Source organism: Scytonema millei VB511283 (assembly GCF_000817735.3).
Taxonomy (GTDB): Bacteria; Cyanobacteriota; Cyanobacteriia; order Cyanobacteriales; family Chroococcidiopsidaceae; genus Chroococcidiopsis; species Chroococcidiopsis millei_B.
This window is the reverse complement of sequence record NZ_JTJC03000005.1, coordinates 142,701-160,864: the sequence shown is the minus strand read 5'-3', so window position 1 is coordinate 160,864 and position 18,164 is coordinate 142,701. Positions and strand designations below refer to the sequence as shown.

The 18,164-nt window shown below is 43.1% G+C and carries 16 protein-coding genes; 7 read left to right on the top strand and 9 right to left on the bottom strand.

The window, feature by feature from the left end; all coding sequences use genetic code 11:
• The first annotated feature begins 104 nt into the window (after positions 1-104).
• Positions 105-434 carry a tryptophan 2,3-dioxygenase gene (locus tag QH73_RS18270; protein ID WP_039716004.1) on the top strand — a complete coding sequence of 110 codons (330 nt, stop codon included), beginning with the start codon at positions 105-107 and terminating at the stop codon, positions 432-434.
• A 157-nt stretch (positions 435-591) separates the two neighbouring features.
• A complete protein-coding gene (locus QH73_RS18265) occupies positions 592-1,632 on the top strand; it encodes a DUF2157 domain-containing protein (protein WP_039716005.1) in 1,041 nt (346 codons plus the stop codon).
• Between the two features lie 217 nt (positions 1,633-1,849).
• Here the strand turns inward: QH73_RS18265 and QH73_RS18260 are convergent, their stop codons facing one another.
• Positions 1,850-3,157 (bottom strand): DUF58 domain-containing protein, encoded by a 1,308-nt coding sequence (locus tag QH73_RS18260; protein ID WP_039716006.1) that lies wholly within the window; start codon positions 3,155-3,157, stop codon positions 1,850-1,852.
• A 202-nt stretch (positions 3,158-3,359) separates the two neighbouring features.
• On the opposite strand from QH73_RS18260, the gene QH73_RS18255 reads away from it, so the two are divergent.
• Together QH73_RS18255 and QH73_RS18250 are read left to right on the top strand one after the other, a co-directional pair.
• Positions 3,360-4,547 (top strand): FAD/NAD(P)-binding protein, encoded by a 1,188-nt coding sequence (locus QH73_RS18255; protein ID WP_039716007.1) that lies wholly within the window; start codon positions 3,360-3,362, stop codon positions 4,545-4,547.
• A gap of 467 nt (positions 4,548-5,014) precedes the next feature.
• Positions 5,015-6,625 carry an iron uptake porin gene (locus tag QH73_RS18250; RefSeq protein ID WP_039716008.1) on the top strand — a complete coding sequence of 537 codons (1,611 nt, stop codon included), beginning with the start codon at positions 5,015-5,017 and terminating at the stop codon, positions 6,623-6,625.
• A gap of 101 nt (positions 6,626-6,726) precedes the next feature.
• On the opposite strand, the gene lepB is transcribed toward QH73_RS18250, so the two are convergent.
• The 7 genes from lepB to QH73_RS18215 all read right to left on the bottom strand — a co-directional run bounded on the left by lepB (position 6,727) and on the right by QH73_RS18215 (position 14,088).
• Complete coding sequence (gene lepB, locus QH73_RS18245) at positions 6,727-7,347, bottom strand: signal peptidase I (protein WP_132867361.1); 621 nt, start codon at positions 7,345-7,347, stop codon at positions 6,727-6,729.
• A 203-nt stretch (positions 7,348-7,550) separates the two neighbouring features.
• Positions 7,551-8,405, bottom strand: coding sequence for a DUF3598 family protein (locus QH73_RS18240; RefSeq protein ID WP_039716010.1), 855 nt, complete (start codon positions 8,403-8,405; stop codon positions 7,551-7,553).
• Between the two features lie 253 nt (positions 8,406-8,658).
• Positions 8,659-9,690 carry a prepilin-type N-terminal cleavage/methylation domain-containing protein gene (locus QH73_RS18235; RefSeq protein WP_039717551.1) on the bottom strand — a complete coding sequence of 344 codons (1,032 nt, stop codon included), beginning with the start codon at positions 9,688-9,690 and terminating at the stop codon, positions 8,659-8,661.
• Positions 9,691-9,701: 11 nt separating this feature from the next.
• Positions 9,702-10,283 (bottom strand): pilus assembly FimT family protein, encoded by a 582-nt coding sequence (locus QH73_RS18230; protein ID WP_052290097.1) that lies wholly within the window; start codon positions 10,281-10,283, stop codon positions 9,702-9,704.
• Positions 10,261-10,785: a type IV pilus modification PilV family protein gene (locus QH73_RS18225; protein ID WP_132867390.1), complete on the bottom strand. Its 525-nt coding sequence runs from the start codon at positions 10,783-10,785 to the stop codon at positions 10,261-10,263. Before QH73_RS18225 ends, QH73_RS18230 begins: the two co-directional genes overlap by 23 nt.
• A gap of 342 nt (positions 10,786-11,127) precedes the next feature.
• Positions 11,128-12,567 carry a hypothetical protein gene (locus QH73_RS18220; RefSeq protein ID WP_132867359.1) on the bottom strand — a complete coding sequence of 480 codons (1,440 nt, stop codon included), beginning with the start codon at positions 12,565-12,567 and terminating at the stop codon, positions 11,128-11,130.
• A 381-nt stretch (positions 12,568-12,948) separates the two neighbouring features.
• Positions 12,949-14,088, bottom strand: a complete 1,140-nt coding sequence (locus QH73_RS18215; RefSeq protein WP_236147074.1) for a tetratricopeptide repeat protein — start codon at positions 14,086-14,088, stop codon at positions 12,949-12,951.
• Positions 14,089-14,599: 511 nt separating this feature from the next.
• Here QH73_RS18215 and QH73_RS18210 point away from each other — a divergent pair.
• The gene (locus tag QH73_RS18210; RefSeq protein WP_039716012.1) at positions 14,600-14,896 is read left to right on the top strand and encodes a hypothetical protein; all 297 of its coding nucleotides are present in this window, start codon (positions 14,600-14,602) and stop codon (positions 14,894-14,896) included.
• A 158-nt stretch (positions 14,897-15,054) separates the two neighbouring features.
• Positions 15,055-15,810, top strand: coding sequence for a DUF561 domain-containing protein (locus tag QH73_RS18205; protein WP_039716013.1), 756 nt, complete (start codon positions 15,055-15,057; stop codon positions 15,808-15,810).
• Positions 15,811-15,893: 83 nt separating this feature from the next.
• Here QH73_RS18205 and QH73_RS18200 read toward each other — a convergent pair whose 3' ends face one another.
• On the bottom strand, positions 15,894-17,123 hold the full coding sequence (locus QH73_RS18200; protein WP_052290100.1) for a DegT/DnrJ/EryC1/StrS family aminotransferase: 1,230 nt from the start codon (positions 17,121-17,123) through the stop codon (positions 15,894-15,896).
• 149 nt (positions 17,124-17,272) lie between these two features.
• On the opposite strand from QH73_RS18200, the gene QH73_RS18195 reads away from it, so the two are divergent.
• Positions 17,273-18,049 carry an ABC transporter permease gene (locus QH73_RS18195; protein WP_039716014.1) on the top strand — a complete coding sequence of 259 codons (777 nt, stop codon included), beginning with the start codon at positions 17,273-17,275 and terminating at the stop codon, positions 18,047-18,049.
• Positions 18,050-18,164 lie beyond the last annotated feature (115 nt).

Genomic DNA, 18,164 nt, shown 5'->3' with positions numbered 1-18,164 from the left:
GACCTCCAAATGGAGGATTTGGCGATCGCCCCACAATTCCTATCGTGCGATCGCAATTCTTGTCAATATAATGTATAGGCGTTAAGTGTAACGTTTGTACTACTATGTCTGAATCTTATCAACCTCTACCTCCCCTCGATCCTAATTTGGATGTCAGCAAAAATCATTATTGGAATTATCACAACATTGAGGCGCTAATTAGCTGTAAAAAAACTCTAACTGCTTCAAAAGATGAAGATTTGTTTATTTCCATACATCAAATCTGCGAACTTGCTTTCCATCAGATGATTATTGACATGGAACGGGTTTTAGATGCTTTATCAAAGGCATTAGATACAGATGTAGAAGTCGGAACTGGTGGCACGTCTTTTAAAGATTATTTAGCGAAATATCACAGGGAAGAAGTGCCATTATTTCCAGGGTTAAGCTGGTAGGGTGTGTTATTTAACGTACCCTACAAAATTAAGCGTTAAAAAACGTACCGCGCAAATTTAAATGTAAAAATAAGCACCTTCGATAGTGGCACAATAACCGTACATTTTCTCGAAACTGACTTTCATGATGGAGTTAAATGCTCCTATGGTTTCGAGTATGAAAATTTACAAAGAAGATTTGTCTTGGGCAGCTTCCCAAGGCTTAATTACTGAGGCGCAAGCAGACGCGCTATGGCAAGCATTATCTCACCGGAGCGGCGATCGCCCCCAATTTAATTTTGCCAACGTAGCTTTCTATTTTGGGGCTTTGGTTGTCATCTCTGCCATGAGTTGGTTTATGAATTTAGCATGGGAATCATTTGGTGGCGGTGGAATGTTTCTATTAGCTAGTATTTATACATTTTGCTTCGTTATGGCGGGCAAAACTTTGTACTTTCACCAAAATATGAAAATTCCTGGGGGATTGCTATTTGCGATCGCAGTTTGCATGACTCCTCTAGCAATTTATGGACTGCAAAGATGGATGGGATTTTGGATTCAAGGCGATCCAGGTGTATATCGAAATTACTATGTTTGGATTAAAGGCAGTTGGTTTTTGATGGAATTGGGAACTGTTATTGCAGGTTTAATTGCACTCAAGTTTGTTAGATTTCCATTTTTGACTGCGCCTATTGCTTTTTCACTATATTTCATGTCAATGGATTTAACGCCATTGCTATTTGGTAAAAATGATTTTACTTGGGAACAAAGACTTTTGGTTTCTCTATGGTTTGGAATTGCATGTATTGTTGTCGCCTATTTAATCGATCTTCGCACGCGCAGACGAGATGGAGATTTTGCCTTTTGGCTGTATCTATTTGGCTTACTTGCCTTCTGGTTTGGTATGACTTTGATGGGCAATAGCAATGAGTGGCAAAAATTTATTTATTGTTTAATTAATCTGGGATTAATTTTACTATCGGTGTTATTGAAACGCAAAGTTTTTATGGTTTTTGGCGCTATGGGTGTTTTTGGGTATTTAGGTCATCTCGCTTATACAGTGTTTAAAGATGCCTTACTATTTCCTTTTGCACTCACTGTTTTGGGAATATCGATTATATACTTGGGTGTTTTATACCAACGCCATAGCAGAGCGATCGAGCATTTCTGCGATCGCTTTCTACCACAAGAATTGCGGCAATTGTTGCCGCGAGATTAAAACATAACAATTTGGCTCAACTAATCACACGAACAGTTGAGCCACACCTGTAATATTGTCGCTGCTATAACCATTGGCGATCGCTGTTTGATATATCTTACGTTCCGCTCAAAGTGTGAGTATTCTACGACAAGTCAAAAGTTAAAAGTCAAAAAATGTGTCATGACTAGGCTACCTTATTCTTACCAACTACCAACTACCAATCACCAACTACCCATTACAATTGATTCCTCGCCTTGAGCTGCAAATATCGCTCTACCAACTGTTCGGAAATTAAATCGGCTGGTGCATCCAATACCAAAACGCCTTTTTGTTTCAACCCAGCAAAGGCAACTTGACGCTGAGATAATAAATCCAAAGCCACAGCACGGGCATAAGTCGGATTAACTTCATCTGTAGAAGTATTAGCTAACCGATCCACTTGGCGATCGCGCAATGTAACGCAAAAAGGTAAATAACGGGGTGTGAGTCTGCCCAATGCTGCCAATAATTCGGCAGAAGCGGTAATATCAACAATATCTGTAATTAATACTACTAAAGCTCTGCGAGCTTGTTGCTTGACAATACTCGTTACAGCACTGATGTAGTCAGATTCGAGTAATACGGGTTGAATTGGTGTCAGGCGATCGATCAGTTTATTTAATTGATTTTGCCCTCGTTCTGGTGGTATCCAAGTCTGCATTTGTTTATCAAATACTCCCACACCCACGCGATCGCCGCGATGAATTCCCGCTAGTGCTAAAGCCAAAGTTGCGTTTAAACCCCAATCAAACCGCTTTAACCCTGATACTTGAGCCGTCATCAAGCGTCCTCTATCCAATAGAATAATCAGGGTTTGTTCGTGTTCTGGCTCCAAAACTCGCACCAAAGGACGGTTGCGACGAGCCGTAGCTTTCCAGTCAATCAACCGCAAATCATCACCCGTACTATAATCTTTCAACTCGGCAAATTCCGTGCCGATTCCCCGTTGGCGCAGCTTGCGGATCGAACCAGCCGATTGTAGTGTCAAACGAATCGAGAGCGATCGCAACCCTACTAAATCAGGATAAACTTTCACTTTCTGACTTTGAGGAATCTTCCAATTATCCCAACCTAATCCCCAAGCACCCAATTGTCTCACTTGCAGATCTCCCCAGCCAAATTCTCCCCGTTGGTTGGGGTGAATTGTATAAGTTAAGTCCGTCGTGCTGTTAGATGCAAGAGCAGCAGTCAGCGTATTGGCAGAAACAGCAAACTGCATCGGGTAATAATCGTAAATTTGAATTTGAGCTGATTTTTTAAGCGATCGCACTGTCACAACCACCAGATTATCCCGTCCGATGGAAAGTCTAGCGGGTAGCGATCGCTCGACTTGGATGCGATGACGGCGTACTAATAAGCTGTCGGCGATCGTCAGTCCTAAAATCACAGTATCAAAAAGCAGCATTACCAAGATACTGCGCGGTACGTTCCAAATTGTGGCTAATAGAGGTGCGACTGCTATTCCCAATAACAGCAACAAATAAACTCTTCTGGCAGGAATCATAGGGAGATAGATAAAGCATCCTACCAATTTACTCTCAGTTATCAGTTATCAGTTATCAGTGACTAGTAATTTCTCCTCTGCTCCTAGTCTCCTCTGCTCTCTGTTGTCTCCTGTCTGCTCAGTTTTGACTTTTGATTACTGGTGTTAGCATGTGCGAGAATGATTATCATTTTAAAGTACTGCTTAATCTAGCACGATTGTTATGTCCGTAGAAGCCTCTAATACCGATATTGCCATCATTGGCGCTGGTCCCCACGCCCTCACGTTTGTCGCCTACTTGCTACAAAAGCGGAACAAGCTGCGACAGAGGTTTGCTGTTTTCGATCCGAGTGGCATGTGGTTGCAGCAGTGGCAGCAACAATTTGCGGCTTTCGAGATTCCTCATTTACGTTCTCCTGCCGTCCATCATCCCGATCCCAACCCTTACGCCTTGCGGAAGTTTGCCGAATCTCGTCCCCAAGAATTATTTGCCCCGTACGATCTACCAGGAACGCAGCTATTTCAAGATTTTTGTGCCGATTTAATTCGCCGTTTGGAGTTACCACCAGTTTGTCACGCTAAGGTTTTGCGGATCGAGCCTTTACAGCATCGGTTGCGTCCTCGGTTTCGCTTGTGGTTAGCAAACGATCGCGCGGTTGTTGCCCGTAGAGTAGTATTTGCAAAGGGTAGCAGTCAAATTCACATACCTGAGTGGGTGAGTCAAATTCAGTCTCCTTATCCGCCAGAACGGTTATGTCACTCACAGCAGGTGGACTTGCGAAAATTACACTTAGCTGGAGAACGGATATTAATTGTTGGTGGCGGATTAACTAGCGGACATTTGGCTGTAGGCGCGATCGCCCGTGGTGCTAGAGTCGTGTTGATGGCAAGGCGCAACTTACAAGAGAAATTATTTGATGCCGAACCAGGGTGGCTGGGACCGAAATATCTCAAAGATTTTTGGGCAGAACCAGACTGGGAAAAGCGTTGGTATTTAATTCAGCAAGCTAGAAATGGGGGTTCCCTCACACCAGCAATGATGCTACAGTTGCGGCGGCTCATGCGGTGCGATCGCTTGCAAATTCAAGAACAATGCCAAGTCGTCAAAGCAGTATGGCAAGGGAATAGTTGGTTAGTGCATTGCCACAATGGGGAAGAGAATGAATGCGATCGCATTTGGGTTGCAACAGGGACGAAACTTGACGTGACTGCGGAACCTTTGCTAACAGATATTCTCGATGTCTTTCCTCTACCTGTAGCTAGAGGCTTACCCGTTCTCGATCCCTGCTTGCGCTGGTCGGGATGCGAATTATACATGATGGGCGGTTTAGCGGCATTACAAGTAGGACCAACTGCTAGAAACTTATCAGGTGCGAGAATGGCGAGTGAAAGGATCGTGTCTGCTTTGTAGCTTCTTGTTTGGTGCAGGTGGCAGTTACCAGACTGGAATTGTTTACTCTTGATAAAACCCTGCACGCGACTACAAAAATATGGCGATAGCTATAGCTAACACCGCAACTGAAACCCATATTTTGTGGATTTTATAATACAGTCGTAGCGTTCAAAATATTGTTATCTTTGCTACTCCAAATCATTTTTTACACAAGTTATTTGTTGATAACATTTAAACACTTATAAAAAGACAGAATCACTTCGCCGCTCAACGAACCCAAAAGATATTCTCGACTGATTTTTGAACATCTATCTTAGGAATGAGTTCAAAAGTTTGAGCCAAAAGAGTTGTAGAATTCGACGAAATCAGCAACTGCCATCTTCAACTAAAACAGTTTTTTGAGTTTGGGAAAATATCGTAATCCATGTAACTTTTTTTCTTTGCCATTCTCGGTAAATATTAGAAAAGGTGTGAGGTATATACTAATGAAACAACTTCTTAGAGATTCATTTTTCGTTTCTCTAGCAATTATTGCTGCCAATTCTTTATATTTAAACTCAGCGATCGCGGGAGATATAAGTTCAGTGACTCCCGTGACTTCAACAACCAGCGTTGAGACACTAACAACAGGAGAGCGATCGCCACAGCTAGCTCAAGTGACTTCAGTTTCCCAATTATCAGACGTGCAGCCTACAGATTGGGCATTTCAGGCATTGCAATCTTTGGTAGAACGGTATGGTTGCATTGCTGGATACCCCGATGGAACTTATCGCGGTAATCGCGCTTTAACTCGTTATGAATTTGCCGCAGGGTTAAACGCTTGTTTAGATCGAGTCAACGAACTGATTGCGACCGCTTCTGCTGATATGGTCAACAAAGAAGACCTGGCAACTTTACAACGGTTGCAAGAGGAGTTTGGTACGGAACTTGCAACTTTGCGCGGTCGAGTCGATGCCTTAGAAGCAACCACCGCCGAACTGGAAGCGAATCAATTTTCTACCACAACCAACTTGAGCGCTCAAGTCATTATGGCGGCTAGCGATACTTTTGGCGATGACGTGGAGGACAACACAGTCTTACAAACGAGAATGCGGTTCAATTTCCTGTCTAGTTTTACTGGTACAGATCAACTGCAAGTTCGCTTGCAAGCAGGTAACTTTAGTGCCTTTGATTATGTAGGCAACATTACGAATGAAGGACAGATAGCATATGCTACAGATACTGGAAACGATGTTGTCATAGATAACCTCAACTACAGTTTTCAAGTTGGCGATAATCTAAGAGTGTGGCTGCTAGCTAACTCTGGAGAATACGACGACGTTTTTGATATTGTCGATAACCTGATTACCGACACGAATGTAGGTGCAATTGGTAATCTCAGCTTCAATCCCATCTATAATGCAGGGGGACAGAATGCAGGGATAATTACAGAGTTCTCGATAACTGAAGCTTTAAAACTGGGACTTGGCTATCAAGCTGGTAATGCTGAAGATCCTTCCCCTGGTAACGGTTTATTTAACGGTAGCAACAGCTTTCTCGGGCGATTAGAGTACGGAACTGACAGATTTAAGGTTGCTTTTGCCTATCTTCATACGTATGATGAAGCCTTAAACACGACAGAACAAGGTAGTATCAGATCGCTGGTAGAAGTCACAGATGCTGATGGCAGCACGCGATCGGTAGTAGGCAATCATTACGGTGTAGAAGCACAATTTGACATCACCCCTGGAATTAGAATTGGTGGATGGGCAGGATTGAGTAAGGCGATCGTCCTTGGATTGGGTGATGCTGACGTGTGGAACTATGCTCTGTCCCTCAGTTTTCCCGATTTGGGCAAGGAAGGAAACCTACTCAATATTATTGTGGCGGTGGAACCTAAGCTAACGGGTACGAGTGGTTTTACTGTTGCTGACGGCGACGGTGTAGAAAGAAGAAGAGATCCCGACACTGGGTTGCACGTTGAAGCTTCCTATCGATATCAACTGACTGATAATATCTCGGTTGCACCGGGCGTAATTTGGCTAACTGCTCCAGGTCACGATAGCGACAATAGCGATATTGTTGTCGGTACGTTGAGGACAACGTTTGAATTTTAGTTGTTGGTGTTGGTTGTTAGTTGGTGGTTGTAAATTCCCCTCATTTCTCGATTGCGATTTGAGGGGAATTATCTATCTACTCAACCGAAAGCAGACTTTATCTAATTACTGCTGGCGGTTTCAGCATACAAACTACCCACGCGGTAGGGAGGCCAAAAACGCACTGCTGCCTTACCAATAATGCGATCGCGACTGATAAAACCCCAAGCATGGCTGTCATAGCTGCGATTGCGATTATCTCCTAGTACCAGGTAAGAATTGGGTGGCACGATCGCTGCTGCTAAAATGTATTCCGGTGGCTCGGCAATGTAATGTTCTATTAATGGTTGGTCGTTGATATATACGATCCCGTTGTTCACCTCTACTTTCTCTCCTGGTAATCCAATAACTCGCTTCACATAGGCATCGCGAGAATGTTCTTCCTGAATCACTGCTTCTGGAGGTGTAAACACGATGATATCTCCTCGCTGAGGATTGCCGATGTGGTAGCTAATTTTGTCTACGAAGAGGCGATCGTCAATCTGTAAAGTCGGCTTCATGGAAGTAGAAGGGATTAAGTAACACTGCTCCGCAGTTATCCGAATGCCAAATCCAATTAGCAATGTTATTCCGAGTAACCTAGAACCCTCAGCCCAAGGATTTTGCGATTTACTGACTCGAAAGCTTTGTACGGGCATAAATTTAGTAATTATTTTAACAAATATATTACGTATTTCTACCATAAACACTAAGCGATCGCTACTATAATTAGATAGATATCAATGAATTTTTCAGTAATTTTACGTACATCAGTTATTAGGGAGCAGGGAGTAGGGAGCAGGGAGTAGGGAGCTGAGGGAGCGATCGGGAGCTGAGGGAGCAAAACAATTCACGCATTCACGCATTCAAAATTCTCTACACCCTACACCCCTTCTTCACGCATCACTCACTTCCTTTCAGTAACCAAAGTAAGGCTAGTCCATTCACCCTTGTCGTTGTAACGTCTTATCAGTCTTTGTCGGAGATTTGGCTGTACTAGCCAACCCACTTCGAGAAAAAAGGCTTGTCTTAACTGCACTTGTTGAGGACAGGTGGCAGAAGCGCCATCTGGTAGTAGCATAACTTGATTAATCTGGGGACTCATTTGAGGATTGGCTGGAAAATTTCCCTCGAAGTAGAGTAACGATCCGGCAATTTTGCCCGTGGAACTAATTTGATAAGGGTTTTCTGGCGTAGAGTAAATAGTCAACTGTTGTGTGAGGCGATCGCTACCCAGGCGCTCGATTTGCAATTGCGTAGGATAGGTATCGGGCGATCGCCAGTCAGGATAAATTGTGACTGCTTCTCCTTGCCATTCACCTACTAAGTCATCAACTTGTAAAGGTGGACGTTCTGGAGTCGTCGTACCAGCAAGATATTCGCGAATCAGCGTGATTTTATCCAACTGTCCATTCGGTGTAAAAAGTTGCACTAAGCGCAAGCGGCGATCGCCATGAATTAAACCAAGTTCTGCGCCAAATTCTGCAACCGGACTGAGTTGAATCGAACCTTGAGAAAATGCCCCATTTTCAAAAAACAGAACTCCCTTACCCAGAGAACTGTATTCAAATACTTTCTCTTCTACGGGACGATTGGGTGGTAGGAAACGGACAACTTGACGAATGGTTTTGTTATCGTTTAATCCAGCTAATGATACGACAGTAGGCGTATCTTCTATAAACTCAGCTTGGGGTGAGAATCGAGTAAACGAACCCTGCCATTCACCTAAGTTTTGTAGCAAACATTCCCATTGCGATCGCATAAACAGTTATCAGTTATCAGTTATCAGTGAAGAAAGGGTGTGGGGTGTAGGGGTGGTAAATTTTGAATGCGTGAATTTTGAATTGTCCCGCTTCCTCAGCGCTCGCGATCTCTGTAGTTCTTAATTTTCTAATTAAAAGATAATTTTATGACAAAATAGGTCGGTCGCATAGGACTTGCGAAAGCAATTTCTCTACGCTGGCTCGCGATCGATTTGATAACTAAATTACCGTGCATCTTATTTGCCTGGTGTCTTAGAAATCTTCACACCTTGCATTGCTTGGCGCACTGGTATACGAACCGATAGTTGCTCTCACTGTATAGCAGTTTTGTTTACCAGAGCTAGGGCGAAGGCTGGCAGTGAGACTATTGCTATTTAAGCTAGAAACAGAGCCGCTATAAACTTCTGTAGCTGCCCCATCCACGGTGCGATAGACTTTGTAAGTCGGATTACCCGTACCACTCCAAGTCCAAGTCAAATTCATCTCGGTTGTTCCTGACTTGCTACCGGATAGCACGGGTGCGAGTTCCGTACTGTAGCTGCTGAGGCGAGAAAATGCCCTACCCGTGACATCTTGATTTTCTGTACCACTAACTGCACCACGCAAGAACAAATCCACTAAGCTACCGTCAACGCAAGCATAAAAACCGCCAGCACCAAACTTGACGGCGCAAGTTGGGTTGATGTTTGTATCGGAAATAGAGTCAACTAAAATATCGCTAGCAATAGGGTTTTTGCAAGGATCGATTGAACCATCTACATTTGGTATGCGTCCGTAACGTGCGATGACTCTCGGACTTAACCAACTTCCAGTTGTAGGGCGAATATCGTAAACTACTTTGTCATACCCTGTTTGATAATCAGCGGGAACTGTGTAAGAAGCAGTTGAGGGAGGACAAGAAGGAGGAATATTAGTAGTAGGAATTTCTAGATATAAAGCAATTGTGCCATAACTACCTAATTTTGTTTTAATCCCAGCGTCTTCTACAATTTTTTCCAAAGTTGTAGTAGAGTTATCGGCGACTTCAGTTTCAAGCCGATTAATTCTACTTGCCATTCTAATTTCATGACTCATGAAATCGAACGCACGATTGAGATCGATTTGCCTTTCGGTTCTGGCTTCTGCTTTATTATCAAAAGATGCAATTGTGACGAGAGCAAATCCAGCAATGATAATTACCATCGTACTAATTAAGACTGCAATTAGTAACTCTACGAGCGTAAATCCTCTAGAATGCTGAGAAATATGAAACCGATGATAAATTCGAGCAAAATATTTTTTCATATAACTCATAATTAGGATGCAGTACACATACCATTGTCAGTAATTTGATTTGCCGTGGTAGAATTACCAGTGTATTCACCAGATCTTGTCAATCCTAAAGTATTAGATATAGCCAGACATTTTTTATCGCGAATGGAGCTGTGGGCAACAGAAAAGATCAATTTTCCACTAGAATCAACTGGAGGAGGAGGGTTAGTAGAAGTGATAACTGTAAATTCTGCTGTTCCTAAAATTCCGAAAGTAATTTTGATGGGATTACCCGTTATTTGACTAATATTTGTGATTAGTTGAACTCGCTGTGATAAATTGCGATCGCCCGTAACACCACAATTCGCAGTAATTTGTATTGGTGTAGTCGATAACGTCAACATGACATCGCAAGGTTGACTTTTACGAATAGCTTGTCTTTGGGCTTCTTGCAAAATTCCTCTGACTTCAACTACCGCTTGATTCAATTTGACGCGATCCAAAGAACCAGCAAAGCTAGGAACTGCGATCGCGGCTAGAATGCCAATAATGACAACTATTATTAATATTTCTATTAAAGAGAAACCTTTGTTTTGATTATTTTTACGGACACTTAAGCGACGCATCAGGAATTACCTCAGTTGAAAGCGTTGCAATAGGGGAACTATTGTCTGCTGGCGTGACATTATAAGTTAGTTGAAGTAATTTATAAGCACAAGTAGGAGTATCATAAATAGCAGTTCGAGTCAGCGTGAAACTTTTTCCTGCTAAAGTTTTAGAAACAGATGTTGTGGTAGATGGTGCTGATGGAGGTGGTGACATTGGTGTGCCAAGTATACTATGCAGTAATCCCGCAGCAAAGCCGTCAGCAGAAGTAGTTGCATTACATCTATTGGAATAAGGAAAAGTATTAATTTCGTATTCTTTAGCTTGATTTTTTACGAATTCTAAATCCTTCTGAATCCAAGTGACTGCTTCGTTACGCTGTTCGGCGCGCACTTTAAAAATAATCGCAAATAAAAGCGCTTGCATTGCCACAGAAAGAAAGATACTAACTATAAGTATGGATACCAATACCTCAAAAAGAGTAAATCCTTTATCTTGTAGTGGCAATTTCTGTAGATGCATCGACCGCGCCATGTTGAAAGTTTTATAATTGAATCGCTGCTAATTTATTTGATAGTATGATGCGATTAGTAATGAGCTATTGCACTAACTGTATGTAAAAAACAATTCTCCTCATAAAAATTCTGTGTTGGTAGAATAAAAATGATGTTTTGTCTATTAGAAAACCTAAAAATTAAATCTAGTTTGCCCTGTTTTATACTGACTTATTGCCGTAGAATTACGGTAATCTTAATAAATATTGTTGCTGGTTTTTCAGTGAATTTACGGTGAAGTGAATGAGTGAAATTGAGGCGATCTCAATGGCTCAAAAACAAAGTTTTAAAAAGGTAAAGCTTTACAACTCTACAACTTATATCGCTGCCACTTTTGGATCGAGCCAATTTTATTAATAGTATATAAGTTAAAACTATTAGCTAAGTCTGATAAACTGAGAAGGTTATCCGGTACATTAATCCCAGCAAGACTTACATCAGTATTTTGAATATCTTCAGCCCACACCACTCCATCAAAATTACTATTCCCAGGACTCTCACAACCGTCCCCTGAAGTTTCTAATTTAAAATCTGCATCTCGATTGTAAAGAAAAGCATTCTGAATACAAGCAGTATTGTAAAGATAGGCAGACTGCGGCGTTCCCAAACCACTGTAGACAATAATAATTCGTAAATCTCCAACTCTGGGTAGTTGTCCATCAGTGCGAATATTACGAATTTTAGAATTTCCTCGCAAATGAAATCCTTCTTTACCTGAATACGAACCTTTCACATAAAGATAAACTGGACCAGCAGTTGTATCAACATCAATTATTTTATCAGTGATATCAATTTTATTAGTTTGATAATGCGTAATTTGTCCGCTAGCACCAGTTAGAAGGAGTGTAGGTATTGCAGGTGGTGTAACAGTTGGAAAGCTTGCCTCTGTAATTTGTCCTAAATCCGTACCTTGTGCAGTGAATGGAAAGTTAAGTTGCAGTTTACAAGCGAAAATCGTGCCATCAATACTAGTATCTGTGGTATCTAATGCCGAACCGATAGCAGCGAGATATTGAGATCTATTTGCACCACCTTTTATGGCATATCCACTGAGATTAGAATTATCGAAAGCGGTCACAGGATCGAAGTAAATATTAGCATTCTTACCTACAATTTTGCGTGCTTGTATTTCAATGCGATCCGGATCGATAGTAGTATGAGTGCTAATAGCGCCAGGAAAATTTTGAATTGTTGCACTAATTGCTACTGTAACTGCAAGATAAGCGATAGAATTATCGTTTTGACCCGATATGAGGAAAGTTCCTGTTTGCTTTAAACTATCGTAACGATATGCCAGCAACTGAAATTGACCGTTACCAATACTGTTAGAACTGGTTAGTGCAGTTACATTAGGAGATACTGACGGTAGACAAGGAAAAGTAATCGGAGTTATCCATTCATTAATAGCAGTTGTGGTATCGTCGCTCGTTTTAGGAATGCCATCGGCTCCCAGATAATTTTTTCCCGTTTTTGGGTCGATTGGATCGTAATTTCGAGTTAGTAAAACTGCGTTTTCTGGTTTAGTCATGAGAGCTATAATTCTAGCAATACCTCCTTCAGCAACAGCTAAACTATCGCCAGTCTGAGTGCGGGTAGAAGCGATCGCTTCGTTACGAGAAGCACGAAAAATTAGGGTAGTCGCAATTGCCATTAAGATTAAACCCATACTAAGAGCAAGTACTATAGTAAATCCTCGCTCTTGAGATTGTTTTCGTGCCAGAAGTTTGATTAGAAAGGTTTGTGTTGACAAAGTTTTTCCTAGTTTTCGTTAAACTTAAGATCTAGTTTGCCCTGAAATCAATTAATTTCTTGCCGCACGATCGCGGTAATTATGCTGAAGATTTCACAAACAAATTTATGTGGTTTTACTGAGAAAATTCTGAAAGTTTTAGCGAAATTATAAAGCGCGTATAATTCTAGAGAGAGGTAACGCTGTACGTCTGTGTTCTAGCCTTTTTCAATTGGCTGAGATAAAGATCTGTAGGGGCGCACAGCTATGCGCTCCTACGAATGTATACCATAATAAGAATCGCTATATGTAACAAAAAAATAGCCAGTTGTTGCTGGCTAAGAAAGTTTATATGACTGACAGAACTTTTAAAGTAAAAATACTCTGATTTTATACATCTACTTATGACTCAGAAATCAAACTTTGAAATCTTTTGTCTTGAGAAATGGTATGAAAGACCGAGCTATTCTTGGCAAGAGTACGATACTTATCTGGACTGATTTGAATTGCCTGTTGTAAGCTAGTAATTGCTTGTTCGGCTTGCGATTGCAAAGCATAACAGCAGGCAATATTGTACCAAAATATAGGTGTATGAGGCTGGACTTCTAAAGCTTTGGTGTAAATAGCGATCGCTTCTTGGTAACGGCACAATTCATACAATGCCAAACCACAATCGTACCAAACTGCCATGTCTTGAGGTTGAATGCTCAGAGCATGTTTGTAGCTGGCGATCGCTGCTTCTTTTTCACCAATTTGTGCTAGAGATAGCCCCCTGTTATACCATGCCCAAAAATCATTAGGCTCCAACTCAATAGTGCGATCGAAACAGATGATTGCTGCTGGGAAATCTCCTAATTTTCGCAGCGCTACCCCCTTGTTGTACCAAGCCTTGCTATATTCTGGATCGATTGCCAAAGCGCGATCGAAGCTAGCGACTGCTTTGGTATATTCACCCCAGTCGCTTAGAGTGATGCCGCGATTGTTCCAAGTCAAGAGATCGTCAGGTTGGAACTCTAGGGCGCGATCGAAGCTATCAACTGCTGCTGCAAATTGCTTGAGATGTCCCAGTGCCGTACCTCGGTTGTACCATGCCCAGTAAGCATCTGGTCGTAGCTGGATTGTTTTTTCAAAGTTGATAACAGCTTTTTCGTAGCAACCAAGATCGATCAGAGTAATCCCTCGGTTGTGCCAAATTGTCGCCGCATCGGGATTAAATTCTAAGGCGCGATCGAAACTATTGAGAGCTTCAATATAACGACCCAGCTTACCCAGGGCAATCCCGCGATTGTGCCAAACCCAGCTAGCATCTGGACGCAGGGTAACAGCGCGATCGAAACTAGCGATCGCCTCTTCATGGCGGTTTAAACTACCCAGGGCTATACCTCGCTGCGACCAAGCATCAGCGAAATCTGGCTTGTATTCCACAGCTATATCCAAGCTCAGTAGAGCTTCTGCGTATTGTTCGGCTTTATTGCGACGCAATCCCTGTTGATAAAAAAATTCTGCCTCCAAACTGAGATTCCACTTCATAGCTCTTGGCATCTAACCTAAGGATGATTTTATTTTGCAGATGCTCAACAAGATATCACGACTCAATCGCAAAATGGTGAAGTTTGTATAGAAGAAGACTAGAAATTTGTGTATGGATTGGTAGTTGGTAATTGACAGTGGCTAGTGGCTCGTGACTGGTGACAAGAATTGAGTCAAGCCACTAGCCACCCAATACATCTCAGTTAAGATTCGCTCCCCCCTAGCCCCCCTTGTTAAGGGGGGAACTTAAAGCCCCCTTTTTAAGGGGATTGGGGGATCTTCAAGAGCTATGCAGCCTAACCAAGGGGACTTAAAGCCCCCTTGTTAAGGGGGTTGGGGGATCTTCAAGAGCTATGCAGCCTAACCAAGAAGTATTGACTAGCCACTAGCCACTAGTCACTGACAACTGATAACTGACAACTGAATTTTGGGTAATACAATACTAGCCTTGACAGAATGCTGGATTTGGGAGAGTTAAGGCAAAAGCTACTTGAAAACCAAGCAAGAGAGGTAATTCCTAGCGATGAACGACCACAATATGCTACAAATCACGTTTTTCTACACTAACGGTCAAATAGAAGCCTTCAATGTGGTTTTGCACGAAGATAATGCTCTGACTCCTCAAGAAATCCAGCAGCGGATTTTGAAACATCTGGACAAACCTTGGTGCTTGCTACACTTGCCAGAACAAACTATTTGCGTCAACACATCTCGGTTGCTAAAAGTTGAAGTGAAACCGACAATGTACGAACTACATGGGGAAGGAGTATTTTCTGATGTGCGGCGCGTAACTGCTCTTTCGCGGAGCGCCCAGCGGTAATTCAGGGGGAGTGGAGATCGGGAAGATAAGGAAGACAAGGGGGACAAGGAGAACTTGGGAGACAAGACGAGAGTGTTCTCATCTTGGCGCGAGCTAATACTAGCTTCAAACCTCCGAGAGTGTCACAATATTCCTTTACAGGACACAAGAGAGAAATCATGACCATGCATCCTCTACTCCACCAAGCCTTTGCCCAAGGACGAGCGCTGAAAATTATTAGCGGTTTGAATAACCTCGATCGCCAAAGCGTAGCCGCAACAGTCAATGCAGCCGATCGCGGTGGTGCTACTTTTGTTGATATTGCTGCTGATGTCGAGCTAGTGCAAATGGTAAAAGAATTGACAAATTTGCCAATTTGTGTATCGGCAGTCGATCCAGAAAAATTTGTCACCTGTGTAGCAGCTGGTGCAGATCTGATTGAAATTGGTAACTTCGATAGCTTCTACGCTCAAGGACGTAGATTTGAAGCAGAGGAAGTACTTGCTTTAACAGAAATTACGCGATCGCTCTTGCCTGAAATTACCCTTTCCGTTACAGTTCCCCACATTTTAGAACTCGATCGCCAAGTGCAGCTAGCTGAGGAGCTTGTAAAAGCTGGAGCTGATATTATCCAAACTGAAGGTGGTACGAGCAGCAGTCCCGTTCATTCTGGTACGTTGGGTTTGGTTGAGAAAGCTGCACCTACCCTCGCCGCTGCCTACGAAATCTCCCGCGCCGTATCCGTACCAGTTTTGTGTGCTTCCGGTATTTCTAACGTAACCGCGCCAATGGCGATCGCATCTGGTGCGGCTGGTGTGGGTGTAGGTTCGGCAATTAACCAACTCAATAGCGAAGTGGCTATGATTGCAGCCGTTCGTAGTTTGGTTGAATCTCTTGCCACTGTTAACCGTCCCGTTTTAAGAACTCAAGGATAGATCTCCCTAAATCCCCCTTACAAAGGGGGACTGGGCAGAACCCCCTAAATCCTACGTTTCCTTTAAAAAGGGGAACCTGTGGATTAAAATTTCCCGACTCCCGACTCCCGACTCCCGACTCCCGACTCACTTAAACAATCCTTGAGACAATAAACGACTTGTGCTTGTGCTTCAGGAGAAAGTTCGGGGAAGATAGGCAGGGATAAGACTTCATCAGAAGCCTGCTCCGAGATCGGAAATTGCCCTTGCTGGTAGCCTAAATTTTGATACACGGGTTGCAAGTGTAAAGGCAAAGGATAGTAAACCATCGAACCTACACCTTTTGCTTGTAGGCGTTGACGTACCTCATCTCTATATAGATTTCCCTCGCTCCGAACTTCGTCCCGCTTCGCTAACGCTCCTCGCTCCTCACCCCGCTGAAGGCGAATTGTGTATTGGTTCCAAACACCTTCGCCACCTGGTAATTCTTGGGGAAGGACAACACCTGGAACTTGAGCGAGATATTCTTGATAGCGAGAAGCGATCGCCCGTCGTTGTTCGTTCCAAGTATCTAAATAACGTAACTTGACTCGCAAAATCGCTGCTTGTATAGCGTCCAGACGGCTGTTCAAGCCAATATCTTCGTGATAGTAACGATTTTTCTCGCCATGATTGCGTAGCATTCGCATCTTTGCCGCAATTTCTGGATCGTTCGTCGTCACCGCACCGCCATCGCCACAAGCACCTAAATTCTTTGTAGGGTAGAAACTAAAACAACCGACATGACCGATGCTACCGACTTTTTGTCCCGCCCACAATGCTCCTGTTGCTTGGGCGCAGTCTTCAATGACAGCAAGATTATGGGTTTGGGCGATCGCCATTAGCGCAGTCATATCAACTGGCTGTCCGTACAAATGAACCGGAATAATAGCTTTAGTTTTAGCTGTAATTGCTGACTCTACTTGAGTCACGTCAAGATTAAATGTTGGTGCGTCAATATCTACAAAAATTGGCTTAGCACCGACAGCACTAATCGTCTCAGTGGTAGCAAAAAAAGAAAAGGGCGTGGTAATCACCTCATCCCCAGCCCCTACACCTAACGCCCGCAATGCTAGCAGCAGTGCATCTGTACCGGAATTACAGGCGACGCATTCAGATACATTTGTATATGTGGCAAATTCTTGCTCAAAGTTAGCAACATTTGCCCCACCTACATAACCGCCAGAGGCAAGTACTTTGAAAACAACATCATTAATTTCAGTTGCAAGATCCGTATATTGCTGCGCCAGATTTAAGATAGGAACGCGAGTAGATTGAGTCACGCTTTGAACCATAAGTTTTTCTATTAGTTAATCAAATCAGAAGTTGTATCGCAAGAAAATGGCAAATTGGTTGTTAGTTGTTAGTTGACGGCTGACAGTTGACAGTTGATTTTTCTCCCTCAGCTCTCTTCTCCCTCACTCCTCACTCCCCACTCCTCACTATGGACACTTTAATTAGACTCGATTTAGTGGATTTTGTTCTGGCTGTGGCGCTGATGGCGATCGCAATAGGGTTATCGGCTGGGCAGCGTTTGGGCTTAGAGTGGAGTTTGGCGATCGCGACGGTAAGAACGATCTTGCAGCTGTTCGTTGTGGGAGCGATTTTAGATATTATTTTTCGGATAGATAACCCTTGGGCAGTGCTAGCGGTGGTGCTGGTGATGCTGACAATTGCGGCTGTGGTGTCTCGCAACCGGATTGGCAAAAAGATTCCCCAATTGCTACCGCTAGTTTGGGTTTCAATATTTGTCAGCACGGCTTTTACTTTGAGCTATGTCAACCTGCTGATCGTTCAACCGCAGAAGTGGTACGAACCGCAATATATCATTCCTTTAGCGGGAATTATTTTAGGAAACGCGATTAATGGGGCAGCGATCGCGGGGGAGCGTCTTGTCAGTACAATTAATGCCAGCCAGCTAGAGATTGAGACTCATTTAAGTTTAGGTGCGACACCCCAACAAGCTGTAGCTCAGTACCGGAAAGATGCGATTCGGGCTGGGTTAATTCCAATCCTAAATCAGATGATGGTGATTGGCATTGTCACCCTTCCAGGCATCATTACAGGACAAATTCTCAGCGGCGTGAATCCTCTCGATGCCGCATCCTACCAAATTTTAGTCATGTTCATGCTTGCCTTCACTAACTTAGCCACAGCAATTCTCGTTACCCAAGGGCTATGTCGTCAGTTTTTTAATTCCGCCGCGCAGCTGGTTCGGTGAATCGGGAAGAATTAGGGAGTCGGTAGGGGCGGGTTTCCAAACCCGCCCGTACAAGAGCCGGGAGTCGGGAGCAGTAACCAGTAACCAGTGACCAGTGACCAGTGACCAGTTAACA